Source organism: Candidatus Moraniibacteriota bacterium (assembly GCA_016699385.1).
Classification (GTDB): Bacteria; Patescibacteriota; Minisyncoccia; order Moranbacterales; family UBA1568.
This window is the reverse complement of the sequence record CP064974.1, coordinates 650,694-676,294: the sequence shown is the minus strand read 5'-3', so window position 1 is coordinate 676,294 and position 25,601 is coordinate 650,694. Positions and strand designations below refer to the sequence as shown.

The 25,601-nt window shown below is 47.3% G+C and carries 21 protein-coding genes and 4 tRNA genes; 12 read left to right on the top strand and 13 right to left on the bottom strand.

What is annotated here, in order from left to right; translation table 11 throughout:
• Positions 1-58 precede the first annotated feature (58 nt).
• From IPJ67_03225 to IPJ67_03180, 10 genes are all read right to left on the bottom strand, one after another.
• Positions 59-132: transfer RNA gene (locus IPJ67_03225), tRNA-His, on the bottom strand.
• A 78-nt stretch (positions 133-210) separates the two neighbouring features.
• A tRNA-Arg gene (locus IPJ67_03220) sits at positions 211-282 on the bottom strand.
• A gap of 85 nt (positions 283-367) precedes the next feature.
• Positions 368-443, bottom strand: a tRNA-Lys gene (locus tag IPJ67_03215).
• An 85-nt stretch (positions 444-528) separates the two neighbouring features.
• Positions 529-1,836 (bottom strand): VanW family protein, encoded by a 1,308-nt coding sequence (locus IPJ67_03210; GenBank protein ID QQR77140.1) that lies wholly within the window; start codon positions 1,834-1,836, stop codon positions 529-531.
• 85 nt (positions 1,837-1,921) lie between these two features.
• Positions 1,922-2,476, bottom strand: coding sequence for an Hsp20/alpha crystallin family protein (locus IPJ67_03205; GenBank protein ID QQR77139.1), 555 nt, complete (start codon positions 2,474-2,476; stop codon positions 1,922-1,924).
• 85 nt (positions 2,477-2,561) lie between these two features.
• On the bottom strand, positions 2,562-3,071 hold the full coding sequence (locus tag IPJ67_03200) for a PrsW family intramembrane metalloprotease (protein QQR77138.1): 510 nt from the start codon (positions 3,069-3,071) through the stop codon (positions 2,562-2,564).
• On the bottom strand, positions 3,068-5,689 hold the full coding sequence (locus IPJ67_03195) for a valine--tRNA ligase (protein QQR77137.1): 2,622 nt from the start codon (positions 5,687-5,689) through the stop codon (positions 3,068-3,070). The genes IPJ67_03200 and IPJ67_03195 overlap by 4 nt, the downstream gene beginning before the upstream one ends.
• 33 nt (positions 5,690-5,722) lie before the next feature.
• A complete protein-coding gene (tsaD, locus tag IPJ67_03190; GenBank protein ID QQR77136.1) occupies positions 5,723-6,838 on the bottom strand; it encodes a tRNA (adenosine(37)-N6)-threonylcarbamoyltransferase complex transferase subunit TsaD in 1,116 nt (371 codons plus the stop codon).
• A 100-nt stretch (positions 6,839-6,938) separates the two neighbouring features.
• Positions 6,939-7,244 carry a hypothetical protein gene (locus tag IPJ67_03185; protein QQR77135.1) on the bottom strand — a complete coding sequence of 102 codons (306 nt, stop codon included), beginning with the start codon at positions 7,242-7,244 and terminating at the stop codon, positions 6,939-6,941.
• Positions 7,196-7,426, bottom strand: coding sequence for a hypothetical protein (locus IPJ67_03180; protein ID QQR77134.1), 231 nt, complete (start codon positions 7,424-7,426; stop codon positions 7,196-7,198). Before IPJ67_03180 ends, IPJ67_03185 begins: the two co-directional genes overlap by 49 nt.
• Positions 7,427-7,970: 544 nt before the next feature.
• Here IPJ67_03180 and IPJ67_03175 point away from each other — a divergent pair.
• Together IPJ67_03175 and IPJ67_03170 are read left to right on the top strand one after the other, a co-directional pair.
• Positions 7,971-8,216, top strand: coding sequence for a hypothetical protein (locus IPJ67_03175; protein QQR77133.1), 246 nt, complete (start codon positions 7,971-7,973; stop codon positions 8,214-8,216).
• 207 nt (positions 8,217-8,423) lie between these two features.
• Positions 8,424-8,765 carry an ASCH domain-containing protein gene (locus tag IPJ67_03170; protein QQR77132.1) on the top strand — a complete coding sequence of 114 codons (342 nt, stop codon included), beginning with the start codon at positions 8,424-8,426 and terminating at the stop codon, positions 8,763-8,765.
• Between the two features lie 66 nt (positions 8,766-8,831).
• On the opposite strand, the gene IPJ67_03165 is transcribed toward IPJ67_03170, so the two are convergent.
• Positions 8,832-10,172 carry a GNAT family N-acetyltransferase gene (locus tag IPJ67_03165; GenBank protein ID QQR77131.1) on the bottom strand — a complete coding sequence of 447 codons (1,341 nt, stop codon included), beginning with the start codon at positions 10,170-10,172 and terminating at the stop codon, positions 8,832-8,834.
• 341 nt (positions 10,173-10,513) lie between these two features.
• Here IPJ67_03165 and IPJ67_03160 point away from each other — a divergent pair, with 341 nt between their 5' ends.
• The 5 genes from IPJ67_03160 (at position 10,514) to IPJ67_03140 (ending at position 17,460) form a co-directional block, all read left to right on the top strand.
• The gene (locus IPJ67_03160) at positions 10,514-13,324 is read left to right on the top strand and encodes a DUF4365 domain-containing protein (protein QQR77130.1); all 2,811 of its coding nucleotides are present in this window, start codon (positions 10,514-10,516) and stop codon (positions 13,322-13,324) included.
• Positions 13,325-13,571: 247 nt separating this feature from the next.
• Positions 13,572-14,606, top strand: coding sequence for a hypothetical protein (locus tag IPJ67_03155; protein QQR77129.1), 1,035 nt, complete (start codon positions 13,572-13,574; stop codon positions 14,604-14,606).
• A gap of 47 nt (positions 14,607-14,653) precedes the next feature.
• The gene (locus tag IPJ67_03150) at positions 14,654-15,355 is read left to right on the top strand and encodes a hypothetical protein (GenBank protein QQR77128.1); all 702 of its coding nucleotides are present in this window, start codon (positions 14,654-14,656) and stop codon (positions 15,353-15,355) included.
• Between the two features lie 71 nt (positions 15,356-15,426).
• The gene (locus tag IPJ67_03145) at positions 15,427-15,747 is read left to right on the top strand and encodes a hypothetical protein (protein ID QQR77127.1); all 321 of its coding nucleotides are present in this window, start codon (positions 15,427-15,429) and stop codon (positions 15,745-15,747) included.
• 315 nt (positions 15,748-16,062) lie between these two features.
• Positions 16,063-17,460 (top strand): recombinase family protein, encoded by a 1,398-nt coding sequence (locus IPJ67_03140; protein QQR78035.1) that lies wholly within the window; start codon positions 16,063-16,065, stop codon positions 17,458-17,460.
• Here IPJ67_03140 and IPJ67_03135 read toward each other — a convergent pair.
• Both IPJ67_03135 and IPJ67_03130 read right to left on the bottom strand, forming a co-directional pair.
• Positions 17,420-17,494: transfer RNA gene (locus tag IPJ67_03135), tRNA-Glu, on the bottom strand. The two genes, IPJ67_03140 and IPJ67_03135, sit on opposite strands and share 41 nt — an antisense overlap.
• 66 nt (positions 17,495-17,560) lie before the next feature.
• Positions 17,561-18,817 carry a glycoside hydrolase family 1 protein gene (locus IPJ67_03130; GenBank protein QQR77126.1) on the bottom strand — a complete coding sequence of 419 codons (1,257 nt, stop codon included), beginning with the start codon at positions 18,815-18,817 and terminating at the stop codon, positions 17,561-17,563.
• 520 nt (positions 18,818-19,337) lie between these two features.
• On the opposite strand from IPJ67_03130, the gene IPJ67_03125 reads away from it, so the two are divergent.
• The 5 genes from IPJ67_03125 to IPJ67_03105 all read left to right on the top strand — a co-directional run bounded on the left by IPJ67_03125 (position 19,338) and on the right by IPJ67_03105 (position 25,571).
• The gene (locus IPJ67_03125) at positions 19,338-21,038 is read left to right on the top strand and encodes a glycosyltransferase family 2 protein (protein ID QQR77125.1); all 1,701 of its coding nucleotides are present in this window, start codon (positions 19,338-19,340) and stop codon (positions 21,036-21,038) included.
• Positions 21,039-21,189: 151 nt separating this feature from the next.
• The gene (locus IPJ67_03120; GenBank protein QQR77124.1) at positions 21,190-22,689 is read left to right on the top strand and encodes a phosphoribosylaminoimidazolesuccinocarboxamide synthase; all 1,500 of its coding nucleotides are present in this window, start codon (positions 21,190-21,192) and stop codon (positions 22,687-22,689) included.
• A gap of 135 nt (positions 22,690-22,824) precedes the next feature.
• Entirely contained in the window at positions 22,825-23,025 is a 201-nt protein-coding gene (locus tag IPJ67_03115) for a hypothetical protein (protein QQR77123.1), read from the top strand.
• 61 nt (positions 23,026-23,086) lie between these two features.
• The gene (locus IPJ67_03110; protein QQR77122.1) at positions 23,087-23,761 is read left to right on the top strand and encodes a ferric reductase-like transmembrane domain-containing protein; all 675 of its coding nucleotides are present in this window, start codon (positions 23,087-23,089) and stop codon (positions 23,759-23,761) included.
• Between the two features lie 112 nt (positions 23,762-23,873).
• Entirely contained in the window at positions 23,874-25,571 is a 1,698-nt protein-coding gene (locus IPJ67_03105; GenBank protein ID QQR77121.1) for a sigma-70 family RNA polymerase sigma factor, read from the top strand.
• The last annotated feature ends 30 nt before the right edge of the window (positions 25,572-25,601 follow it).

Genomic DNA, 25,601 nt, shown 5'->3' with positions numbered 1-25,601 from the left:
AAAAAAAACAGCCGTTGTCGGGCTGCTTTTTCGTTCGGCAAGAAATGGAACTCTTCGCTGGGGTGACTAGAGGGAATCGAACCCTCGTTAGCGGTACCACAAACCGCTGTCCTACCATTGAACGATAGTCACCCCGCCGAAGATTTCCACAGATGTCTTTGATTTTGTTTTCTGTGCTCCCAAAGAAAGTGTCCCTGCCCGCAATGCCTGTGCCCTCGGCTGGAATCGAACCAACATCAAAGCCTTAGAAGAGCCCTGCTCTATCCATTGAGCTACGAGGGCAGAGACAGGCAGGCGGGGAACTCTCGTTAAGACATTAGAAGAGCCCTGCTCTATCCGTTGAGCTATCGGGGCGATTTTTCTTTCTTGGTGCGCGCAGAGGGATTCGAACCCCCGACCGTTTGGTTAAGAGCCAACTGCTCTACCAGCTGAGCTATGCGCGCTCCTGTACGTGTGTTCTGTGTCCACAAACAACACCTCCTCCTCGAGGGAGAAGTATTGGAATCCTAGCAAAGTGCACGTCTTTCGTCAACGCGGGAGTTCGCCGGTTTTGGTATAGGCACTCCATTGTTTCTCTGACCAGTCTTTGGGTTTCTCAGTGAAGGTTTCTGTTGTGCTAGGGTGAGGGTATTTGCTCGGGGAATCGTAGGAGCTCTTGAAAGTATCTTCAATCATTGTTGAGCCATCTGCAGCGAGCACTGTTTGCGTGAAAACAGTCTTCATGGCGCCGTCTGGGGATCGTTCGAGAATATGAGGACCGTCTATAGAGACGCTCCTCCCGTCGGGCGTTCCGTAGAATCGGAAGACGAGCTCGCTTCCCTCGATTGCGACCTGGACGAGGATGTGTCCGGAAGTGTTGTTCATGAAGCGGAAATCGGGTTTGGGGATGTAGATAGTAGCGTCCATGCCGTAGGGCTTGTAGTAGCTTACGGGATAGGCGTGATTGCGACGCTCGGTGATTTTTTGTCCGGTGTTGAGTGCCGCCCGGAAGAGGGTCGTTGAAACTTGGCAGATACCACCGCCGAATTCCGGCTCAGTTCTACCTCTCTTGATGACGAGTTCGGGCAGATAGCCATGTTCGCCATCGACTTCACCGAGGCGCTTGACGAAGGAGAAATCTTCTCCAGGCGCGATGAGGGTGCCTTGGAATTGTTCCATGGCTCGTTTGATATTGAAGATGCGATTTTTTGGCGATCCAGCGAAACTCGTTCGTCCTTCGCCGAGAAACTGTGTGATGCCGAGACTATCGGCATCTGTCGATGCAATCTTTGGCAAGAGGGTGACGCTGGGGATTTTGAGTGCGATATCTCTTTCATGAGAAGTGCGAAGAGCTTCTTCGAGGACTTTTAGTCCGGCAGTTGTGTCGAGTTCGGATCCGTTTCGGCTCGGAGCGAAAGCTGAGACAGTATTGTTCTCTCCGACGGTGAAGACGGCATCGATGGGGTTATCTCGATTTTCTTCGCGAATTTGATTGAGGAATTGTTGCGCGGCGGTCTCATCGAAGGCAAAAGATGTTTCGGAACCAATGGAATATCGGGCCTTTTCTGTGAGGGAAAAATTGCAGAAGAATAATTTCCAAGGACAGAGAGTCGGCGAGAATGCCTCAGTCTGATGATCTATTTGAAATCGGAGCGTGTTTGTTGGATGAAACCACTCACTGAGTATTTCTTGTGAAAGCGTCGTCGTTCCATTGTCCCATGACAGCGAAAGTGTTTGAGGTATAGATGAGAGAGCGGGAGTGAGTGATTCGGCTCGGGCGTTTTCGGAGGAAGCAAAAAAGCCTCCTTCAAAACAGCAGAGGAATAAAAATAAAAGTGATAGTGTCTTCGTGGACATATCGAGAGTTACTTTCGGGCAGAGAAGCCCGGCTTGCGAAAAAGACAAGCCGGGCTTTCGGGGTTCGATATTCGGAGAAGAATGATTAGAACCCTCGCACTTGAATTCGCTTGATTCTTGTTGTGTCGGCTTTCGGGAGACGAATCGAGAGTATACCATTTTTGAGTGAGGCTTCTGCTTTGTCTGAGATGATATCGACGGGGAGGAGTATGGATCGAGAGAAGGGTCCCCAGTAGCATTCTTGGTAGTAGTAGTTTCCATCGGGAACGGTTTCTTCGTTTTTGCGCTCGCCCTTGATGGTGACCATGTCATTGTTGATGGCGACGTCGAGGTCTTCGGGCTTGACGCCAGCGATGGTTGACTTGATTACGATGGCGTCGTCTGTCTGATAGACGTCGATGGTGAGCTGCCCCTCGGCATCATCTTGTGCAATAGTGTCGTTTTGACCTTCTGAGGCATTACCCATCCATTCAGATTCTTGGGGCATGGTAGCATGTGTCATAGTGGGTGTTTCGGGTGCGCCGTAGGTCTCGACGAATTCTTCGGAGGATTCTTCGAAGATAGGAACCTGTGATGCGGATTCGTCGACGGCTCGGGCACCGGTCAATCGTTCAAAGAAAGATTGTTTTTGTTTTGTCATATGTTTATTTTTTCAATCAAAAATTATCGATTAGACATATGTGTGTAGTATACCGAAACGGAGAAAAATCGCAAGAAATTCTCGATTATGAAACGTGACTAAAGAGAATGGGAGCAAGGAGAGAGTTGTAGAGAGTGTGAATGATAAAGGCAAGGAGAAAAAATGCAAGGAGGATAATTGGGGATCGCTCCTTGATGCGGGAAAACCAGGCGGCACCAAGTATGCCTCCGGTTATGATGTGAAGGGATGTACTACTCATAGTGCCAAGTACAAAAGGATCTTTTGTGGGACTCTCTGTGTAGAAGAGAATCTTGATGCATATCTCAAAGAGTGCGAATCCGAGTCCAACCAGCAGTCCTTTGAAGATAGCGTTTCGAAAGAACGGTGTCATTTCTTTGCTGATGCCACGAAGCGCAATGAATTTCATGCCTTCTTCGAGGAGAGCGATGAATGCAATCGGGAGGAAAGACGGGGCAAATGTTTCTGATGAGAGAGGGGGAGAAAAACTTGGAGCGAAGAGAAATGCGCCGAAGAGGATTTCGATGAGGAGAACTGCCATGCCGGCAAGCCATCCTCGGATGATGGCGTAGATCATAGAAGAGCTTTGAGGGCAGATTGTATCTCGATGCGCTTTCTCTGTTGTTCTTCGAGGAGTGATTGGGTATTTTTGATGAGCTCTGGGGGTGCTTTCGCGATGAAAGACGCGTTTGCAAGGCGAGAGGAAGTGTTTTTGATAAAGGCTTCAGCTTTATCGAGCTCGGCTTTGAGTCTTGTTTGTTCCTTATTGATATCGATAAGTCCTTCGAGATGGAGGAAGATTTGCGTGTCCGTGATGATTATCTTTGCTGCGTGCGGAATTGGCTTCGTATTTCCATTTACAATTGAGAGCTCGCCGATTCGGGCAAGTCGCTTGAGAAGAAGAGAATTTGTTTCGATAAAGGTTGCATCCTGGCAGACGAATGTGGCGGTTACGGGGCGCTTGGCATCGAGGCGATATGTGGCGCGTATCGCTCGTATGCGAGTGATGATGTCGATGATTGTGGCGAAACTTTTGCCAGTGGAAATTGATTCAGGTGCTACGCCTTGCGACCAGGGCGTTGTGAGAAGAAGCGTGTTTTTGTTGAGGTGACTCCAGAGCGCTTCGGTGACAAATGGCATGAAGGGGTGCCAGAGAGTGAGGAGCGTCTCGAAGACTTGTTTGAGCACGGTGTTATTTCCTTCCACTTTGTGTACCTCGACATACCAGTCGGCGAAATCGTTCCAGGTGAAATCGCGAAGTGTTTCTCCAGCAAGTGAAAACTGGTAGCTCTTAATAAGGTGAGTCACTTCGCAGACAGTTTCGCCTAGTCTCGAGAGTATCCAATGATCGGCGTCTGACAAAGTTTTTGAAGCATCTGTTTTTTCTGGTTGTTGAAGAATATATCGTCCTATATTCCAGAGTTTGTTGGTAAAGTTGCGGAAGGTGGCGATTTTTTCTTCGCCAAGTCGAATGTCATTGCCGGGTGTACTCCCAATAACGAGGGCGAGGCGTACGGCGTCGGTGCCATACTTCGCGGTCATTTCGAGTGGATCAATGACGTTGCCAATTGATTTGCTCATCTTGCGACCTTGCTCGTCACGGACGAGTCCGTGGAGATAGACGGTTTTGAACGGCGCTTCACCGAGGAGGTATTCCGACATGAGTATCATGCGGGCGACCCAGAAGAAGAGAATATCGTAGCCGGTTTCGAGAACACTTGTCGGATGGTACACTTTTTCTCGCTGCCACTTTTCTTCGTCGGAACCCCAGCCGAGTGTCGAAAATGTCCACAGTCCAGATGAAAACCATGTGTCGAGCGTGTCGGGGTCTTGTTCCCATTCGGCACCTTCTGGCGCATCGATTCCGCAGTATACTTCTTTGCCCCGATACCACACGGGTATCCGGTGACCGAACCAGATTTGGCGGGATATGCACCAGTCGCGGAGATTGTCGATCCAGTGGAAATAGGTTTTCTCAAATCGTTCGGGGATGATGGTGACATCGCCGGATCGGACGGCGTGTTGCATGAGTGACTTGAGTGAAGTTAGCCTTCCCTCCCGCTTGAATTCTTTGTTGACATCGACGAACCATTGTTCTTTGATTTGTGGTTCAATAACGCCGCCGCCGCGACTGTTCACAGCGATATTGTGGAGATAGTCTTCGTCGGTTTTGACGACGAGATTTTTCTCTCGAAGCTTCGCGACTATTTTTTTGCGCGCTTGTACGATGTCGAGACCTCGGAAATCTTCTCCGGCGATATCGAGCAATTTTCCGTCGTAGCCGATGATTTGTTCTTTGTCGAGGTTATGCCGAGTAGCGATGTCGAAGTCGGTGGCGTCGTGCCAGGGCGTGATTGTCATGGCACCCGTTCCGAATTCCATATCTATGGCTTCATCTTTAATGACAGTTGCTGTTATCTTCCCATTAATCCACTCAATGTTTTCTATCGTTTGTCCGTGCGCGTAGTCTCTGTATCGTTCGTCGTCGGGGTGTACTACTACATATTTGTCGCCGAATTTGGTTTCGGGGCGCGCGGTGCTGATGACGAATGGACCGTATTGCAAGTAGTAGAGGGGAACCTTTTCTTCGCGACGCTCGACTTCGTCATCGGAGATGGTGGTCTGGAATTTCGGATCCCAATTGACGATGCGCGGACCGCGGTAGATGATGCCGTCCTCGAACATTCGTCGGAAGGCTTCATTGACGGCGCGATTTCTCGCCTCGTCGAGTGTGTATGCCTCGCGTGACCAATCGAGTGAAGCGCCCATTTTTTTACACTGATTGACGATGGTGTCATGCGAGTCTTGCGTGAACTTTTTGACGCGATCGAGAAATATTTCGCGCCCGAAATCATGACGAGTTTTCTGCTCCTCATTCCAAATCGTTCGCTCGACTTTTTCTTGGGTGGCAATTGCGGAGTGATCTGTGCCGGGAATCCAGAGCGTTCGATCGCCTCGCATGCGGTGGTAGCGCACCATGATATCCTCGACAGCGAGCATGGCGGCATGACCCAGGTGGAGTGTGCCTGTGACATTGGGCGGAGGGAGAACAATAGAAAATGGTGGTGCATCCGGTGCAGTGACACCCTTTTCGATGCATGTATCTGGATTGAAAAAGTCGCTTTCTTCCCATGTTTGGTAGATAGCGTCTTCGTGATCTTTGGGTTCGTAGGTTTTGGGGATTTCCGTCTTCATATGGGGAAATAGTAGCACTGGGCGCAGAAAATTTCAATTCCCAAGGAGCATATTTGGGTTTGCGACGAGTGTCTGCCAGTTAGTGTGAGAAAGTTCTTGTTCTCGATTTTCCATGTGCTCCCAGCGGAAGAGGGCGGCGGCGCCGATCATGGCGGCGTTGTCGAGAGAGTATTTGAAAGGTGGCATGAGGAATTTCGTCTTGGGGAAATCGCGCGTGACCATGTCGCTCATGCGGCGGCGGAGTTCGGTATTAGCCGAGACACCGCCCGCAATAATGATGGTTCGTGGATGATGTTCTGCGATAGCGCGACAGGTTTTGCTGATAAGTACATCGAGGGCGGCTTCTTGGAATTCGGAGCAGACGGCATTGATAAAATGCTCGTCTGTTTTTTCTTCTTCGTGCTTTTTGAGAAAATAGAGAACAGCTGTTTTGAGTCCGGAGAAAGAGAATCGGTAGTCACCACTTTCTTTCATTGGACGCGGAAAAGCGAATGTTGTTGTATCGTGATTCGTTCGCGTAGGATCATTTTGAAATATCTCTGCCCTTGTGGCAATTTCAGGACCGCCGGGATAGGGGAGTCCGAGCATTTTGGCGACTTTGTCGAAGGCTTCGCCAACAGCGTCGTCTTCTGTTTCGCCGAGAATGTTATAGGTGAAATGATCACGCATCAAAACGATTTCGGTGTGGCCGCCGGAAACAACGAGAGCAAGGAGTGGGAAGGAAATAGAGGGTGGTGTTTGAAGACTGGAATGGGCGATGTCTGACGGTATTTCGTGTATGAAATTCGCGTAGATGTGCCCCTCGATATGATGAATAGGGATGAGGGGTTTCTTCCAAAGATAGGAAAGTGTCTTTGCAGCGGTGACGCCGATTTGGAGGGCGGGTGCAAGTCCAGGCCCTGCCGTGACAGCAATTGCGTCGAGGTCGCTTGGTGAGACGCGTGCCTTTTGGAGTGCCGACTCGATGACAGAGGAGATGTTCTTGGTGTGTTCGCGCGCGGCGAGATTGGGGACGACGCCGCCAAAGGGCGCGTGAAGTGCGATTTGTGATGAGACGATGCTCGAGAGAACACGAACGGCGTCGCCATTTTTTTCTACAACAGCAGCAGCTGTTTCATCGCAGGAGGTTTCAATGGCAAGAAGAGGCATAAAATATTGGAGGCGATTCACTCAAGCGAGCGCACGCCCTGAGAAAGTGTTTCTAGAAGAATGTTGGTGATTCTTACTTTGACAGGGGAATATCAGACTGTCAATTGGTGGCTACTCGGCGTGAGTGCCATGTATTTTGGTAGAGAATAAAACATCGCCCCGAACGTTTTTGTTTCGGGGCGTTTTTTTGCGTGGCTACTTCGATGACCGTTGTTTCCTCTGAAGATTCTCCAGCTTTCTTTTTAGCTGAGAAATTTTTCTCTCGCCGTCCGCGCTCTCTGTGGCGGAAATAAATTTCCCTCGGTTCTTTTCGTTGAGCGTTTCTACTTTGGAGCGGAGGAAGATGTAGAGCTTTTCCTAGACGATAGTTTTCGTCTTTTTCTTGAGCATCCGATTTATCAGCCATCCAACCACCTTCTCACGTTGCTTTTTGCCAATGTTTGTATTGGCATATATTGCAAGCAATTCTCCGATGATTTTGCAATCCGATTCTGAACGATCCTTCTTACGATACTGTCGGATGAGACTTTTAATCTCTTCCTTTAACGATTCATTCTCATCGTGCGGGTCTTCATCAGTCTTTCCCATGATCTCGCTCCTCGGTTTGCTGGGCGATCCAACCGGAACCGCTGAGATAATAGTGGCAAAGAAGGGAAGAGCTGTCAATGATTTGAAGGATGATTTCTGTGCATATGCTCCATGGACTATTTGAGTAATAAAACAATACAAACACACCGTAGTGTTTGTATTGCGTTCCTTTTGGATGGTGACTAAATCTGTATAAATTTGTGCCAGTACTTTTTCTTGGTAGCCCTAAAGGGGTTAAGCTGGAACACCTTGGAAAACTACGTTTTGCGGTGGAAACAAGCGTTTCAACTATTAAGCCCAGCGTACTCAAATGCTCTGTATTCAGTATAACTCGGGATTCTGTAAAGAAAAAACTGCTTTTGATGATACCTCATTGGTATTGAACCCTAAAGGATAAGAGGGGGAACTAATCGGGGAAAAATTCTGAAAAAAGCGGATATGGGACTATACAGCTGGCAAGCATTGCAAAAAGAGTCTAAAATCCTACAGTTTCCGACAAAAGCGTACACTGTACTTTTTCTATGTCTAATATGTCAGATTTTATATGGAATCTCAAAAAGTGAAAAACGAACAAAAAAGAACTGAAGCAAGGAAGAAGTTATTCTTGGCAGTTTTTTCGATGACTCTCGGACAAATTACGAAAGCTTGCGAACACACTCATATCCACAGAGACACCTATTATGACTGGTACAGTAAGGATCCCCAATTTGCCTCTGCAGTCAAAGCAGCCGGGCGGGAAAGCATGGGATATTTCATTGAGCAGGCCAAAAACGAAATCGTCATATTTTAACTTTCCTCCATATAGAACGATATCGTCCGACTCACACCCAAGGAAATTCACGAAGAGGCAGAATTTGGGAAATGAAAAATGGTTTGATCGGTTCACAAGAGCTTTCAGCATCCTTCTTGTGCATCAGAAACTCTTCAGCTTGAAGCAGAAAACGTTTTCTGATACGCTATTTGTGGAGATCATGATTCATTATAAAACATGTGCAATATGACTATTCATCAGATGAAACTCGCCAAAGAACCCTTTGAGAAAATCGCCAATGGGCAGAAGGTTATCGAGTCCCGTCTTTTTGACGAAAAGCGCCAACTGATTAATATCGGTGATGAAATCGAATTTTCCCGAAATGACAATCCAGTGGAAACAGTGAAAGCAAAAGTGAAAGCGCTATATCGTTATGATTCGTTTGAGAGTCTTTTTTCTGATTTTCCTCCAAAGTATTTCGGCGGGGAATCGAAAAAGTTTCTTCTCGAAGAAATCGGCAGGTTCTATTCGAAAGAAGATCAGGAGAAGTATGGGGTGGTAGGAATAAAAATCGAACTCCAAAAGTAAAGAAAAAAAGAAGCCCAGACGATCCTTGTTTGGGCTTTTGGTTTGCCACTCTGTGGCTTACTCTCCTTACTTGTTGAGCTCGAGTACTATAACGCCGAGCTTTTCTTTGTTGGCGGGGTAGATATTCTTGAGCAGGACAAGCAGTTCCTCTCGTGAGGAGGCGTCGGGAGCGATGTTTTTGAACGGCTCCTTTGCGATCATCGCATCAAAGCTTGCGTATTGCCGAATAGCGTTGACTCGAACAACGAGACTTTCGGTGTGCGTCACGAGGTTGATCTGCTCGCCAACTTGGATGCGACTGATGGTTGGGTAACCGACCCGCACCTCAAGGGTCTTCCTGCCTGATTTGATCAGGTCAAAGAATTTCCGCTTGATTCTGATGGTTCGCATAAGCGTTTCTCCAATGTTGAGGCTCCACTGTTGAGTGACAACCCCTTGGTAGTAGGCATTCGGCAGGGCTGCATCCAGTTTCCACCCGAGGCGCTGAAGTGAAACCACCTCATCCGCAGTTGGGTTGATGTGAATGTAGAGCTTGTGACCGTACGGCACCAGCTGATGCGGGATGTCGATCAGAAGCGCCTCAAATGCAACGGTGCTCGTTGCAATAAAAGGCATAATCTTAATCGGACTTCCTTTTTTCGGCGTTGCTCCGGCTACGCCAATTACACGACCCGTGCTGTCGAGAGCAACGAAGATCAACTTGTACTTGGCATTGATGTCTGCCGTATTCCGTCTGGTGTAGCCATCGAAGAGTGCTGTGACCCATTCATCGGTGATACCTTCGAATGAGCTTGGCAACTTTTCGAGCAAGAGCCGAGCCACCTCGGTTTTCATCTCGGTATTGACTTCGTCGAGGGGCAAGACAGAGACGTGGAGCTGATCCAGTGATCTGATCTTACCCGTTCCATAGAGGGGCTTGTAAAGCATCGCCTCGGTCACGCCGCTCTTGTAGTGACTGTCGGAGCTTCCTGCGCGGATAAATCCTTTCCGAAGAAAAAACTGCATTGCAGAAACATTCTTTTCTGCGACGGTGCAGTAGAGTTGGCGAGCTTGATTACCGCGCGCGTAACTTTCTACATGGTCGAGGAGTTTGCTTCCGATTCCCAGCTGATTCTGGAACTCTGGGGCGACGATGAGCGGGCTGACCTTGTATGTCGACTGCCGCTTACCAACCAAGTGAAGGACTCCGGCTCGTTCCCCGTTTACTTCGAGGATGAACATATGCTGTTCGAACGAGAAGAACCCTACGTGATCGTGTCCGCCCGCTATGTGCGCATCAAAGATGCGTTTTGCGTGGGCGTGATGATCGCCACCGTAATACGGATCGAGCGCGTGGTGCATGAGGTCGGCAACCCATTCGAAATCGCCAACTTGGGCATCTCTGATCGAGGTGTTCGGCATTTCCATGACTATCTCCTTTGTTGAGTACGGACCTGTCAACAAAATGACAGGTTGTGTAACTCAAAGGTTGGTCGAATTGTGAAGTTTACTACGCTAACCTCAATTTTCTGAGGTCTGTATAAAATAGCACCGTACTCCTAAAAAGTCAATATAGGCACATTTTTGTAGCTATTTTTTCCGTTTTTCGATTACAACGACAATCCTTCACAATGCTTGCCAGAGATCGCAGAACTTCTCAGAAACGTAAGGGCAGGAGCTGATTCAATGTTTGCGATAAAAGCGCGAAAAGACTATTCCCAATACAAGGACGGCTCATAGACTCATAGTAAACGACGTGGAGTAAGAGTATGATGCCATACATGACTAAACACTCCCGCGCGAAAAGAATCGAAAAGCAGGAAATCGCCGTATTGAATCTCCTCTTCAACAGCAACTCTTTGCGGACGGAGCTAACAGGAGGCGAAGACGACGTGCCCCTCATCGATGGGTACGTGCATTTACTCGGCGAGCAAGACGAAGTGAGTGGCAATATGCTGAAAGTACAGATAAAGCCCCTCAAGGTCAACAAGGACGGTACGTTTTCCGCGACATGCAGTACTGACTTGCTTAGCCACGCACATAGCTCTTCGCTGCCTGTCATTTTGATAGCTGTAAACATCGAAGAACAACTTGCATACTGGACGTATCTCTCGCCAGAGTCCATGAAGCCTCTGTACAAATCGCAAGTAGCTGCCGGCAGGAAAACTGCAACTCTCCGACTGCATAAAAATCATGTTATCAAAAAAGGCATCGACACATATGTTTCTGAGTGGAAACGTATTTGCGGGCATCACAGGAATACATCGAATGATCGGCTTACTACTCGATACAAAAAGCGCATCAAGAGAGATTTCATAACAGCGAACGAGGGCGCTCTATTAGAGCGGATCAGAACTCTCCACGATCTGGTTTATTACCGCACGAACAAGGGCGAGTACCCGCTGATCGAGATTGTGCTCGAGATGGCGCGTACCATCGGCGGAACTTCCGCAGCCGTAAAGATAGCTTGTATCGAGCTGCTCGAGCAAGTTATCCACGACAAGACAGCTGATGCATTAGAGGTAATCACCAATCTGGCATCCGATGAGAATGAACAGGTTAGAAAAAAGGTAGCAGAAGTACTTAAAAACACTGCGAAATATAATTACCATATCCTCAATGCGATTGGATACAGTCCGTACCGCGCTATACTCGACTTCATCGGAAGTCATAGTGTACCGACAGACATTGCACATGAGATGCTTTGCAATCTTCTCGGTCCTGATTTCGATGGAACTTCCCAGACGGATATGTATACGTTTACTTTCCATCGTGGCCCGCTTGATGCGACGAAGTTCTTGAAAAATCTGCGCCGCGATACAATAAGACTTCTCCTAAACCGATACGAAAAGGAGACTACAACCGGCGAGAAAGCAAAAATCATAACGACAATCGGTTGCGCTACCTGCGGGTCAGACTCACCATTTCAGAGCGACCCTAATTTTCTCGAACGGTCTGCAGAAATGGTGGAAGCAGATACGGGGTTTATTGTCGCAGCGTACGAAAAAATCGTTTTCCCTGCGGGCACAATGACAATGCTATATCCCGTCGTTTACAAAATCGAAGAGCAGCTATCGCTTTTCAATACGCGAGCGCGTAAGATCACAGGCGCTGAAGAGCTTCTACGACGCATACGCGAGGATAAAGGCGGCTACCGACTATACAGTCTTCTCGCCGGAGACGAAATGCGTCTGCGTCGCGATGTGGAGGAATGGCAAGAGGGGCAACGTCAAAAAGAAGAAGAGCTTAAGGAGCTACTCGATTCAATCACTGAAGAAAATGCTGGTGAATGGTACAGGCGCATAGACGCGGTTGCTAACTTTCGTGACTGTGTCGAGGATTGGCTCTATGAGACACTGCGAGGTTTCCTTGCGCAAATCGCAGAAAAAAAACCAGCAGTAGCTGCTGTATTTGTAAGGCACGCCTTCAGAAACAAAACGGGTCTATATTTCTTTTTGCGCGATATACTCTGGGGACTTCGGAAGGGTCCGATTGAACAATGGGACGAACAGGTTGCTCGCATCGCAAAGGATCAGCTCACAGAACAAACCGATGGAATCCTGATATCATATTTCTCCACTGGTGGAATTGACCCATCTGTGGCTAATATCCGCGATGAAGATATAAAACTTATCCTCGAGATTGCGAGAAAAGACGGGCGTTTCTCTTTCTTAAAAGATGGCGAGATGAACAGATCACTCGAGTATCACTCGATTAGGGTACTCGCATTTCTATCGACACAAGACAAAGAAATTCGCAAAGCACTCATAGAAAAAATAAAGGAGTATCCAGAACTGGATGCCATGTTCGCAGATCAACTCGGTTTCGCGCTGCACTGCAAGTGGATCAACTTGGAGGAGTGGGATCAGCAAGAGCTTGAGGCACTCGTAGAAATGTTAGTCAACGTAAAGCGACTCGATCATAAGGAGCTACAAATCCTCCACGCTCTTGGAGCGGTCAATTTTAATCTGATGATGTCGGTGTTTGAACGCCGAATAAAACATTCTTACAACAGCGGCTATGACGCAATCCCGCATCACTTCGAATCTGGTACGGCGACTTTCATTCGCGACAACCCTCGCAGTAAGGAGATCATTCTGGGCTGGCTCCAAGAAATAGATCCAGAGCAAGACGGCATTGGCTATCATTTGGGTGAGTTTTTTCAACATATAGGAGGCGAAGCATTGCATGAGGCTTTATCAGAGTTAATCGCCACAGGTAAAAAAGAAAACATTTTTAAGGTAATAGAGATGTTTCCTATTTCCAATTCTGTCGATCCCTTGCTTTGCCTTGAAATTATCGCCGCGACGGACGACGAAAATATCTTGGATACGATTGACACTCGGATGCGACAGATCGGCGGTGGCAATGGCGCAGTCGACGAAAATATATTCGCGCGCGAGCTGCGGAAAAACGAGGTCCGAATCAAAGAAATAAAATCCAAGGCAATGGATCCAAAAATCATCAAGTTTTGCGAAAGAGTATTGGCTAACCTTGCACGGGACATTGCGACCTCCGAGCAAGATCATGAGCGAGAAATACAAGAAGCGCGACAGGAATACGAAGATGCAAATAGTTGAGCCACAGAAGAAGAAAAATCAAACAACGATGTCTGCTCTGGTAAAAAATGCAACTACACAAGCCACGGCGAGCACCATTTAGAAATAAGCTTGATTTATAGCCATAAATACGGCATAATGGAAATCGACAACTGAATAGCAATGACCTAAACCGTTGGAGCAATCCTCCGGCATGGTCGAAAACCGCATGACTATAGAGATCCCATCATTAGGATCGCAGTCATGCGTTGTGCGGGGAAACTCGTACATGAGTCGAAAGGCTCTACCTGGTGGTGGGTTTTTTGTATGGAAAACCTCGGTCGATTGCCAGATTAAGTACGCAGCTTATCCGTTTATCCATTATTTAGATACAACACTTATGGAAATGCAACAACAGCCGACTGGCGAGGCGCAAAACGATAAGAAGTCATTTTACAAAACGTGGTGGGGAATAATCTTAATTATCGCATTCGTACCAATCTTTGCTCTTTGGTACGTCTGGACAAAGACTCAATGGGGTCGAGCAGCTAAATGGGTCGCTACCGTGGCAATCGTACTCTTCAGTGTGGGAGTGATTGGGAGCAATACATCAAACAACAGTCAAACGATAAATCAGTCTCAAAACAACACACCAGCACCAACACAAGAAGCTAAAAGTGGTACTCAATCTCCACAGGTTCAGAAAGCAGCGTTTGATGTTCCATCCCTGATTGGCAAAAACATTGACGAGGTGAAACAAGTATTGGGAAAACCGAGCATTGATTTGGAACCGACATCACAACAGCTCGCATCCGGAGTTGCCGACGAGTGGGAAAAGGATTTTGAAAAAGACAGTGAGACACTAACAGTTACATATTCTCCAAAAACAAAAGTTGTCGTTGACTTCTTCATTTCCGGAATGGATCAGGGGGCATTGCTCAATGCCGGAAATCTGAATGAAAACGATGAAAACTATGTCGTTGAGTTTGTGAAGGCGATCAAGAACCCGTCCGACATAACGGGAGTGAAAGTATCAAAAAGATTGCCTCAAGAACTGAATGGAAACGTGACCTACAGCACAAACGCCTTCAAAATCGACAACAAGGAGGATTACAACTGGGGAAACTGCAAGATCAGTCTAAACTCGAAATTCGACTTCAAGCCCTCTGATAATATAAAGGCGAATGACAGCATGATAATCCCGTTTTCCGAATTCACTAATGACGGCGAGAGATTCAACTTTTTCACGAATAAGCCGGAAAAGCTCTTTATCGCCTGTGACACTCTCGGACAGCACCGGACTAACTACTTCGCAATAAAGTAATATCCCGCGCCTTGCCAAAAAGTTCGAAGAAGAGCGACAATAGATGTATGAAAAAAGGTGACGAAAGCCGTGGCGATGTCCTGCTTCAAAAACTGATTTTGGGTACAGGATTCCAAGAAGGTATCCGTCGTATTCGACAAATGTTTGATGTACCAAAAAACGGATTCATTGACATGTCCAGTATAGGAAATTGGTACAGCAAGCGGTCTGATATAACCAAGGAGGAAACAGTCGCCCAGAAAGTCTTTAACGCCGAAGTAAAGAGGTTTTTGGTCGATCAAGCCTTGCCTGTAGGAGTATGGTGGGAACACAAAATCATCGAGTATGTCCTCTCCGATGGAAGAATCGAATTCTTGTGGCTTCCTCCAGCTAAGGAGCCATTTGTGGAAGTAATAAACAGACCACTGCCAACCAACGAGGGCTCATACACGGATCTAAGAATCTATGAGGGAGTGACACAACGTGACCTAAGAGCGTTTATGTCGCGCTACTGGCGCATGATAAGTCCGTCTTACAGGAAAGGCACTCACAAACAAATAAGAAGGGAAAGGAATACTTCAATCAATAACGAAGCTGTGGCTATTTATGACCTGTCAAAAGAGGAAAGAAGGCTGGCCGCTGGAACGAATGACTATATGGAAATCACCAAGGAACTCGAGGTTGAAAGAATTCTGAAGGGGAAAGGTTTAGCGATAAGCGGAGATGCGGCTAAGGCTGTCAAATATAGGCGAAGAAAAGCCAAGAGGTAGAAAATGGTGACGCATCTTGAGGTGCAAGTTGTGTCAATGCAAGAAAACTAAAAAACCACGATCATAGAAATGTGATCGTGGTTTTGTTTTATAACAGCCTGATCCAAAAGGTGACGTCACTGCAGCATTGGTCGCTGGCGCGTCACCTTGCCAGCAGCTTTTGTTATATGGGGATGTGCCAAATTATTACAAATAAACAGAAAAAAACGAAACCGAGCAATCAGGTTGGACTTGATGTCTCTAAAGGCATCCCGTTCGAATATTTTAGGAAATCACTTGGTCAGACGGCGGATAAGTACAATGACGAGCAAATTGAGACAATGAGGATTGCATGCGATAGAATAGCGGATATTGCTTTTGACACTTGGCTTAATAGAAGAAATGCGGCTTAATATTGGTATATGGAACAAAGTCATAAAACCAAAAATTGCGTAGTCCAATGTCGGGTAAGTTCGTATGGCCAAGCGCAAGAGGGCGAAAGTCTTGAGGTACAAGAAGCAATCACACGCAAGTTCATATCGGACAAAGGATGGAGGATACATCCGGATGGCAAAGTTTGGAAAACAGCCATTTCAGGACGAAAGAAGATTCGTGACGACTTCGAGGGAATACTGGCATACATAAAAGCACACCCCGGTCTTATAGATTATTATGTGTTCCGATCAATTGATAGGCTTACACGTGCAGGAAACGGTGAGTATGATCGAATGAAGAAAGAGCTGGCCAAGTGCGGAGTAGACCTTATTGATACCTGGGGTGTCATTCAACCTTCGAAAAATACCCTTGAAGATACTGGCTTCGAATACGATTGGAGCAGGCTCTCACCAAGCGAAATTACAGAATCAGTGATGGCGACAACCGCCAATCAAGAGGTAACACATGTTTTGACTCGGCTGATTGGACAAGAAATCAGACTTACCCTCCAAGGATACAGGGCTCGTCGAGCAGCCGATGGCTACGTTAACAAGAAGATCATAGTTGAAGGTGGCAAGAAGAAAACTATTCAGGTGCCTCATCCAGAACGAGCTAAGTTCTATGTCACCATGTTTGAACTACGGGCACAGGGTCTTTCTGATCCAGAAATCGTCGAGAGAGCCAATGCTATGGGATACAGAACTCCTATTTATGATAAATGGGACAAGAGGCACGAGAAAATTATTGGTCAGAGAGGAGGAAATCTTCTGACAGTCAAGCAACTACAGCGTTATATTCAGAATACTATTTATGCTGGTGTGCATTACGAAAAATGGACGCATTACCAGCCGATTCGGGCGAAATACAATGGCTTGGTTAGCATCGATCTATTCAATAAGGCAAATAGAGGCAAGGTTTCAATCAAAGAAAATCCGGACAGGAGTTTGGGGATGGTTCGAGGTAAGGCAAAGACAGGTCAAATAAGAAACCGGAACAACCCACTTTTTCCGTTCAAATTCATTCGGTGTCCGCTGTGCCTAAATGAAATGATGGGTAGTTGCCCAAAAGGAAAATCAGGCAAGGGATTTGCAATCTATCATTGCAGTCGAAAACATAAATATTTCGGGGTGAGTAAAAAAACTTTTGAGGATAACATTCACAAGTATATAAGTAACCTGAAGTTTAATCCGGATATCTTGAACGGTCTGGAGGTCACTTTCCTTAATAAATTTCGACAACGCGAACAAGAAATCGTTCGGGCATCAGGCGATATTCACCGCAATGTCGCGGATTTGGAAGTTCAACAGGCGGCAACAATCGAAGTTATCATGGCTACCAGAAGTCCCGTAGTCAGGGAGCGGCTCGAACAAAAGGTTGAACAGCTGGAAAATGAAATTAAAAACGCCCGCAAGGAGCGGGACAAAATTCAAATCACCAGAGATGATATAAAGTTGTTTATGAGCGAGGCGAAGCAAATAATGGAACACCCAGCGGAAGTCCTATTGAATCAAGGCGATTTCAGGGTTCAGAGGGGTCTTTATGGACTGGTCTTTGAAGAAATGCCTACTTACGAAAACATACTTAATGGAACACCAAAGCTATCGTATGTATTCGAGCTTTCCTCGACATTCTTTGTTAACGAATCACAGTTGGTAGTCCCAAGGGGAGTCGAACCCCTCTTTTCAGGATGAAAACCTGATGTCCTAACCGATAGACGATGGGACCGGAAGACAAAAACAAAAGCCGATTGGCTTTCTGGGATTGTAGCACAAAAAGCCGTTGATGCAAGGGCTAATCGGCGGTTTCGAGCGCGTTTGCTTTGCAGATTTCGGCATAGTAGCGGGCGCTTGGGCGAATGCGACGTTCGAGCGTGTGGTGGTCGATATCAATGAGACCGAAGCGTGGCCAGAAACCCTTGTCCCACTCGAAGTTGTCGAGGAGTGACCAGTGGAGGTAGCCACGGACGTCGGCGCCGTCTGCTATCGCGCGGTGGACGGAGGTGAGGGCGCGTGTGAGAAACTCTGTGCGCATCGTGTCGTCTTGGTCGGCGAGACCGTTTTCGGTGATGTATATTGGCTTCCCATAGGGCTTGAGATCGACGAGCGCCTGGTAGATGGACTCGGGGTAGAATTCCCAGCCGATATCGGTGCGGCGTTCGTTTGGGTTTTTGTAGAAGCCGTTGTCTAGGACGCAGCGACCGTAGTGATTGAGTCCGATAAAATCCTGGTGGCGTTTGATGTGATTGAGAAACCAGCGATTCCAGAAATAGTGCGCTACTTTTTTCAGAAATCGATTAGTGGGAGTGTTTCGATAAAGTTCGAATGAGAGCTGATGTTTGGCGATGCCGATGTGCGCATTTGGAAAGTTTTTTTTGATGGCGTCATACGCCCTCTTGTGCGCGCTAATGAGGGCGAGATTGGCACGTAAGTATTTGAGAAAACTCTTCTCTTGCGGTGGCCACTGAGCTTTGATATAGGCGTGCCCTGTGACGACATCTGGCTCATTGAGGGTAATCCAAAATTGCACGTCGTTGCCAAGCGCTTGTGCTATTTTCTCTGCGTATCGCGCGAAATATTCGGGAAATTGTGGTGCGAGTATCCCGCCTTTCTCTGCGAGCCAGAGGGGGAGTGTCCAGTGCCAGAGGGTGACGAAGGGCTCGATGTTTCGTGCTCGAAGTGCGCGAATGACGTCTTGATAGTGCGCGATTCCTTGTTTATCCCATTCTCCTTCTTCGGGCTCAATGCGAGACCACTCAATGGAAAAGCGATAGGCGGTATGATTTAAGTCCTTTGCAATATCGAAATCTTCTTCGTAGCGATGGTAGTGGTCGCAGGCAATGTCGGAGATATAATTCTCGGGACGAGATGCTTCGTCGCCGAATTTTTCCGTCCAACCGGGGAGATGACCGAATGTTGATATGGCTTCGCGAGCAAGACGGTTTGCATTTGCCTTTTCCCACTTGCTCCAGTCATTGGTTGTTCCACCCTCTACCTGGTGTGATGCTGTCGCTGCTCCCCAGAAAAAATTGTTGGGAAAATGCCGGAGCATATTGACAAGAGTTAAAAAATGGTTTATACAGAAATGACGCTTTCTGGAATGGTTTCAGTATAGCGGGGTTCAAGTTCTTGTTCAATTTTCTTGCGGGAGAGCGGAATGGATATGTATTTTCGTCTAACAGAAGAAGAGATACGTGCCCTTAAAGAGTTATCGAACATAGCATCTGTGCTGTATTCTATAAGGACAAATGAATGCAAGAGTGGCGGGGACATATCTGCAATTCTCAATACTTTGGGGGTGGCAAAAGCTAATATAAATATGCTCGAGACAGCGTGCTTTCAAGCAATTCGGATGTGTGAAGAACATGGTCTCCCGCAACAAGCTATTAATCCCGAGTTCGATAAGGAGAGTGTCTCAGGTTAGTTTGCTCAGCAGTTAGTGACTACTCACTAGTGACTACTCACGAAGAGATTTGATAGTAGTTGTGTTCATGTAGTGCCGCGGTTCTTTCGAAAACCGCGGCTTTTTCCTTGCGGTTTTCCTTCAAATAGGGTATTATCTGTCTGTATTTATGGACGAAAAAGTGTTTACATTTCCCAATCCAAAGACGACCAAACCGCGAGAGCGGCGGGTTCAGCGTGCGCTTGAAATGGTGCCAGGACTCCTTTCGTGGGGGACGCTTCTGGGGATGTTTGCGCTTTCATTCCTACTGCCACTCTGGGCGGCGATTTTCATTATTCTTTTTGATCTCTATTGGCTCTACCGCATTGTGTTTATCTCGTTCTATTCAACGCGGGCGCATTTCCGTCTCGTGAGATCCAAACGAGTGGATTGGTGGGAGCGATGTCAGAAAAGTCTCGATCCGGCAGGGTTTGTGCGTGAGCTGGAATCGCGACTTTCTGATATGCAGGCAGCTCGGTCGCAATTGTCAGTATGGTCACTTCGGCATCGCCGCACGATAAGTGCAGAGATTTGTCGAACGAAAGAGACGCTCGCTGAGGTGAAACAATTGGCGATGTCCGAACACAAAATAATGGATTGGCGGAATGTTATCCATGTTGTCCTCTTGCCGACCGCGGGAGAGGATGCGGATATTATCGAACCGTCTATTCGCTCGCTCGCCGAGGCAAACTTTCCCAAGGAACAAATGATTGTGCTCTTGGCGACTGAGGAGCGTGAAGATGAGGCGCATCGCCTCGCGAAAGTGGAGTATCTGAAGAAGAAGTTTGATGGAGTGTTCCGAGATTTCCTCGTGACGACGCATGTGGTCGCGGATGGAGAAATGAAATGCAAGGCATCAAATGCAAAGTTTGCTGCGAAAGTATTGCAGCAATATCTTGATGAGCGACATATCGACTATACGCGAGTTGTTTTCTCGAATTTTGATTGTGATAGTATCGCGCATCCAGAATATTTCGCAGCGCTCACCTATGCCTATGTCACCAATCCGAATCGGCTTCAGCGGGCGTATCAGCCGATGCCGGTCTATCACAATACTATCTGGGATACGAATGCCTTTGTGCGACTTGTGGTGACGGGATCGTCGTTTTGGCATCTCTTTCAGAGTACGCGACGACAGATGGTGACGTTCTCGTCGCATAGTGAACCGTTTGATACCTTGGTCAAGGTAGATTTTTGGTTGGTCAATATGATTAGTGAGGATTCCAATATTTACTGGAAATGTCTGGCCTATTTCCATGGTGACTACGAAGTGCAGCCGATTCATCTGCCAGTATCACTCGACGCAGTTCTCTCGAGTACGTATTGGAAAACTATCGTGAATCAATACAAACAAAACCGTCGATGGGCATATGGTATCGAGAACTTTCCCGTCACGATGCGTGCTCTCTGGCCGGATCGACGCATTTCTTTTTTCAAAAAGTTTCGCATCTCTTTTGAAATGCTCGAGGGACATTATTCGTGGGCGACGACGTCTTTTATTCTCGCGCTTCTCGGGTGGCTGCCGCTTGTCTTGGGTGGCGCCGCGTTTCGCGAGAGTGTCTTGGCACACAATCTCCCGCTCATCACACAGCGTCTTATGACGCTCGCGATGCTTGGCATGGTGGTGTCAGTGCCACTCTCGCTGTTCTCTCTTCCGCCGAGACCAGCGAAATACCACTGGTCAAAACATATCCTCATGCTGTTTCAGTGGGTATTGTCGCCATTCGTCGCTTTTCTCTCTGCCTTTCCGGCACTTGATTCGCAGACGCGATTGCTCTTCGGAAAGTATTTTGGCGAGTTCTGGGTGACAGAGAAAGTGCGGAGAAAGTAGAACTTGCTGCCACTTGGAGGAATTGACAAAGGAGGTTTTCTTTGTTTGTATGGATGGGCAGTTATCTGCGATTCCGCATGTTTTTTGTGGCGAGATCCACAGAGTTTTTTTAACAATGTGTTTTGATTTTGAAGAGAAGAGGAGAGGTATCATGAGAACGATCGTGGTGTTGTGTGGTTCGGATTCTGATCTTGGTCGGATTACCTCGGGATTGGCAGTACTCCGCGTGGCGGAGGCGCAAGGATTGGTCAAAGTTTTGGCTGTGGAGGTGTGCAGTACACATCGAAATCCGAAGGAGTTGAGAGATTTGCTTTACAAGTTCTCGGATTATGAGGTGGATGTAGTGATTGTCTGTGCCGGAAAGTTGGCGGCAATTTTTGGCGACGCCGACGCTATTTCTCGCAACGAGTATCGCAATAACCATACGTGCTTTATTGTGGTGCCGATCATGGGGAAATCGGAAGAAGCGAATCAAGCGGCCTATCTTTCTGCAAAGGAAGTGCCTAACGCGCAGTTCGTCTTCAGAGAGGAATTCTTTGCGGAGTCTACAGCGGCGTTTGAATATGCTGTGAACGGGGAGCTCCCGGAGATTCTTTTGAGCGAGCAGAAACCGCCGCAGACATTCAATCTTGCCGGTGCCTATCATCATGGACGGCGAAAGTATCCTGAAAATGCTTCAGTTGAGCCCATGATTCAGCAGTTGGAATCCGGCGGACTCATTCACGTGTCCACGGGAAAGACGCGTGAAATGTTTGTAAATCCCCGGTATCCCAACCTGCTCTACATTTTGGCGACGAATCGAGTGAGTATTTTCGATATCGTCCTGAATACGACTATTCCCCAGAAAGGCGCCGTACTGACAGCGATGACGATTCACTGGCTTGTGAACGTGTTTCGGGATGTTCCGAACCATCTCTTGGCCTATGGAAATGATATTGTCGCCTACCTTCCGCCGGAGCTGTGTTCCGAGCTCGGAACAACGGGTCTCTGCCTTCTCATGAAAAACATGATTGTGGTGAGACGGACCAAGGTGCTCAAGATTGAGGCGATAGTGCGAGGATACCTGACGGGATCGGGTCTCGCTGATTATCAGAAGAGTGGGAGCGTGTGCGGGGTTTCACTGCCTCCCGGCCTTATTGATGGAAGCGAGCTGCCCGCTATCTTGTTCACGCCGTCGACGAAGGCGGACTACGGACAGCATGATGAGAACATCAGCTTTGAGAGGGCGGTGGAAATTGTCGGGAGGGAAGCGGCGGAGTATGTTCGCGATATGGCGGTTTCCGTGTACCGGCGTGCCAAGGAGCGACTTGCTTTCCCCGGGATAACGCTTGCCGATACAAAGTTTGAATTCGGCTATGCTGATTCCGGAGAAATCGTCCTTATTGATGAGGTGCTGACGCCGGACTCCAGTCGTTTTTGGCCGGAAGAAGAACGAAAGGTCGCTATGGCTGAAGGGAGGACTTCACCGAGTTTTGACAAGGAGGTAATTCGAATTGCAGGAAGAGCTGCAAATGTTAAGTCGAATCCTAACTGGATTCCTCCTCAAGAATTAGTTCTTCAAACGACGAGGAACTATCGGTGCATGGTGGAACTCGCAACCGGAAAACCCTTGGAGCGGTTCCAAGAAGAGGATATGGGAATCCCGAAGTAATTTGATGAAAGTATTTACTCCCCTTGTAGCGTCTGGGGGAGTTTTTTTTCATTCCAAATACACGTTTTCGGTCATCTTACTGAGAGTGCATGGAGGAAAAAAGAGGGTGTTTCAATATTTTGTCGCTTTTGAGGAGTGTGGTGGCTTTGTCTTATTGATTTTTACAAGGCGATGAATGATGGAGGGTACCCCGTCGGTAAGTTTTGGGGCTGGTCAGTGCTTCTCAGAGATATGGCTCTTGCAGTGCTCATCGACATATGTGAATATAGTGGTGAGAACAGTGGCGATGTTGAGCATAGATTTGTTTTAGCGGATAATTCTATGTTTCGATTATAGCCCTGTTTTCTTTTTGTGAAAGGAAGTTAATTGGCACTACGCATAAACTCCGAATTTTTTTATGACTACGATTCCTCGAATGTTTTTTTGGATGTATGATGAGGCGACGACATTTCTTCGACGATGGTATCAGGAAGTGAAGATGGCAATACTACTCATTGCGCACGCGAGTCTTTTCGGGTTTTTCTTTCCTGATCTGCGCAATAGTTTTGGCGAGTGGTCAAGGAATCTCTTGGTGTTCATCGTATTCTTAAGTCCGATTACGAAGCTTTTCCCGATCTCGCTTTTCCAATTGCTTATGGGCATGCGGCGGCAGCTTGGTATTTTCTTTGCCTATCTCGTGACGGTGCATGGCATTGGGTATCTGATAGATCCGGTGTGGTTTCCGCTTCCACTCCTCACTTATTTCGCCACACCTCTTCGTATAGAACCCGTGCTTCTTGCGGGTATTGTGTCGTATATGCTGACACTCCCTCTACTCTTTACTTCCAATGCTCTTTCGATCCGCATTCTCAAAAGGAAGTGGGTGACGCTTCACCGAATAGTGTACGGAGTGTTTTTCTTCGGCATGATTCATTCCTTTACTATTCGTCACGCGTCTGGTATTTGGAATGCCGTTTTCGTTATCAGTGTCTACCTTGCACTCAAGATACTTGCCCGATATCCGAACATTGTCCCAATTTCTTCCATCAAAAAATTTGTCGGAGAAGAATATGGACGGTATGTAAATCGATAGCTTTTGGCAGAGTATATGGCTGAAATAATTTGACAACAAAAGGATTCCCTCCATATAGTAGAGGAGGTTCTTTCTATATTTTGGCTAACGTTCTGCAATAGGGGTGTTCATCATGAAATCGAAGCCCAAAAGGATTGCCAAGCAGTCATACGATTCAGTTGAGGGAATCCTCTTGTCACTCAAGTCAACAAAGAAATTTTTGTTGATGCTTCAGAGGCGTCGAGAAGCGGCGGTGGGAGGAGAAAAACTTTCCTGGTTTTTGGTGGAGGGGGTGTTTGAACTTCGCGAAGATGGTCAGTGCCTTCAGTGGAAACCAGGTCTCTCTGGTATTCAAACGGAGCTCGTTGGAAAATCGGACTTTCTTTCCCAATGCGGGAGGCGTCGTGAGAATGTTCTCCTCGCGAGTCCTGATAAGTATGTAATCGTGCCGCCAATAATTCTTCGGTGCCCAATATGTCAACACGTATTTCGAATGGGTGATACGGAAGATGTTGTGCGGAGCACTCAGCATATTTCTCTCGAGCGGTTTACGGGTATCTCTCTTGGGAGAATGCTTATTCGTATAGTGAATCCAACCGGTGGCATATACGGTATTCCGATTCAGGCGAATCTGTTGAATGGTAAGGACGTACTGAGAGTTAATCTTCTTGGTGATGATCTTGGTCGTATCGTTCGACGTGGCGATTATCTCCAAATTGACTTTCTCTCGTATCGTCATGCGAGGTGTGTTCCACAATCGGAGAAGTGCGATCCTGTGATGGAATCGAGCGCTGATATAGCATTGATGCTCGATGCTGAAATCAATGAGAGTTCTGGTGGCACAAGTGCGCCAGAGGAGATGCGAATCCAGGATGAATCTTCAGAAAAGGGAGTCAATGTCAAAGGACGTCGCCGGACGAGAAAGACTCTTGCTGAAGGTGACAAAGATATTCCCAAAAAACAGCGATATCATCCCGAAGAGGGAATGAATGGCTGGTACAATCGAATGGTAGGGACTTTTCGACTTCTTGATGCATCGGAAGAAAAAGCACTTGCCGTGCGGATAAAGGGTGGTGATGTTGGCGCGCGCAATGATCTTGTTCAGGCTAATCTTCGATTGGCCTTCTGGTCGGCACGCCGTTTCTGGGCGTCACATCGGAACAATATCATGATGAGTCTTGATGATTGCGTTCAGGAGGCAAATCTTGCTCTTCTCGAAGCAGGGAGTCGTTTTGATGAAGAAATGGGATTTCGATTCTCGACATATGCCATTCGGTATATTCTTGGAAAGCTCAGGGTTGCCTATGCTGATACTTTTAACGCAGTGTCTTTTCCAAGAGGCTTGCACTGGAAGTTTGCAAAGTTTCACCGGGAGATGGAGAAATTTCTGGAAGCATTTGACCGAGGGGATGCATTGGCTCGCGCGGCAGCTGAGGCAAAAATTCCTTTGAAGTCGGCTCGAAAGTATGCTGATATGTACTTATCGGGTGTGGTGTCCCTTGATGCTGAAGAAGAAACAGTCAAGGGTAGTGGAAGGAGCTTGCTTGATATTCTGACTGACCAAGCGTGCCCTCCTGAGGAGATAGTTTCTCTCGAGAATCAACGAGAAGTTGTTGGAGAATTTCTTGGGACGCTGGGTCCGCGGCAGAAGTGCGTAGTATCGGGGCGGTTCGGATTTCCCGATGAAGAGCCAAGGACGCTTGGTTCATTGGGAGAGGAACTTGGCGTAACAAGAGCACGGGTTCATCAGATTGATTTTACGGCGAGAAGTTCCCTTCGAAAAAAAATGGAAAATCAGGGGTATCGGAAAGGAGACTTCCTGGGAGATTGAGTGTGTCTGAAAAATTTGAAAAATTCTACG

What these genes read in the sequence shown, in the direction of transcription:
- IPJ67_03210 (QQR77140.1), bottom strand. Translation starts at nt 1,836, where the DNA reads ATGTCCACGAAGACACTATCACTTTTATTTTTATTCCTCTGCTGTTTT.
- IPJ67_03205 (QQR77139.1), bottom strand. Translation starts at nt 2,476, where the DNA reads ATGACAAAACAAAAACAATCTTTCTTTGAACGATTGACCGGTGCCCGA.
- IPJ67_03200 (QQR77138.1), bottom strand. Translation starts at nt 3,071, where the DNA reads ATGATCTACGCCATCATCCGAGGATGGCTTGCCGGCATGGCAGTTCTC.
- IPJ67_03195 (QQR77137.1), bottom strand. Translation starts at nt 5,689, where the DNA reads ATGAAGACGGAAATCCCCAAAACCTACGAACCCAAAGATCACGAAGAC.
- tsaD (QQR77136.1), bottom strand. Translation starts at nt 6,838, where the DNA reads ATGCCTCTTCTTGCCATTGAAACCTCCTGCGATGAAACAGCTGCTGCT.
- IPJ67_03185 (QQR77135.1), bottom strand. Translation starts at nt 7,244, where the DNA reads ATGGCTGATAAATCGGATGCTCAAGAAAAAGACGAAAACTATCGTCTA.
- IPJ67_03180 (QQR77134.1), bottom strand. Translation starts at nt 7,426, where the DNA reads ATGGGAAAGACTGATGAAGACCCGCACGATGAGAATGAATCGTTAAAG.
- IPJ67_03175 (QQR77133.1), top strand. Translation starts at nt 7,971, where the DNA reads ATGGAATCTCAAAAAGTGAAAAACGAACAAAAAAGAACTGAAGCAAGG.
- IPJ67_03170 (QQR77132.1), top strand. Translation starts at nt 8,424, where the DNA reads ATGACTATTCATCAGATGAAACTCGCCAAAGAACCCTTTGAGAAAATC.
- IPJ67_03165 (QQR77131.1), bottom strand. Translation starts at nt 10,172, where the DNA reads ATGGAAATGCCGAACACCTCGATCAGAGATGCCCAAGTTGGCGATTTC.
- IPJ67_03160 (QQR77130.1), top strand. Translation starts at nt 10,514, where the DNA reads ATGATGCCATACATGACTAAACACTCCCGCGCGAAAAGAATCGAAAAG.
- IPJ67_03155 (QQR77129.1), top strand. Translation starts at nt 13,572, where the DNA reads ATGAGTCGAAAGGCTCTACCTGGTGGTGGGTTTTTTGTATGGAAAACC.
- IPJ67_03150 (QQR77128.1), top strand. Translation starts at nt 14,654, where the DNA reads ATGAAAAAAGGTGACGAAAGCCGTGGCGATGTCCTGCTTCAAAAACTG.
- IPJ67_03140 (QQR78035.1), top strand. Translation starts at nt 16,063, where the DNA reads ATGAAGAAAGAGCTGGCCAAGTGCGGAGTAGACCTTATTGATACCTGG.
- IPJ67_03130 (QQR77126.1), bottom strand. Translation starts at nt 18,817, where the DNA reads ATGCTCCGGCATTTTCCCAACAATTTTTTCTGGGGAGCAGCGACAGCA.
- IPJ67_03125 (QQR77125.1), top strand. Translation starts at nt 19,338, where the DNA reads ATGGACGAAAAAGTGTTTACATTTCCCAATCCAAAGACGACCAAACCG.
- IPJ67_03120 (QQR77124.1), top strand. Translation starts at nt 21,190, where the DNA reads ATGAGAACGATCGTGGTGTTGTGTGGTTCGGATTCTGATCTTGGTCGG.
- IPJ67_03110 (QQR77122.1), top strand. Translation starts at nt 23,087, where the DNA reads ATGACTACGATTCCTCGAATGTTTTTTTGGATGTATGATGAGGCGACG.
- IPJ67_03105 (QQR77121.1), top strand. Translation starts at nt 23,874, where the DNA reads ATGAAATCGAAGCCCAAAAGGATTGCCAAGCAGTCATACGATTCAGTT.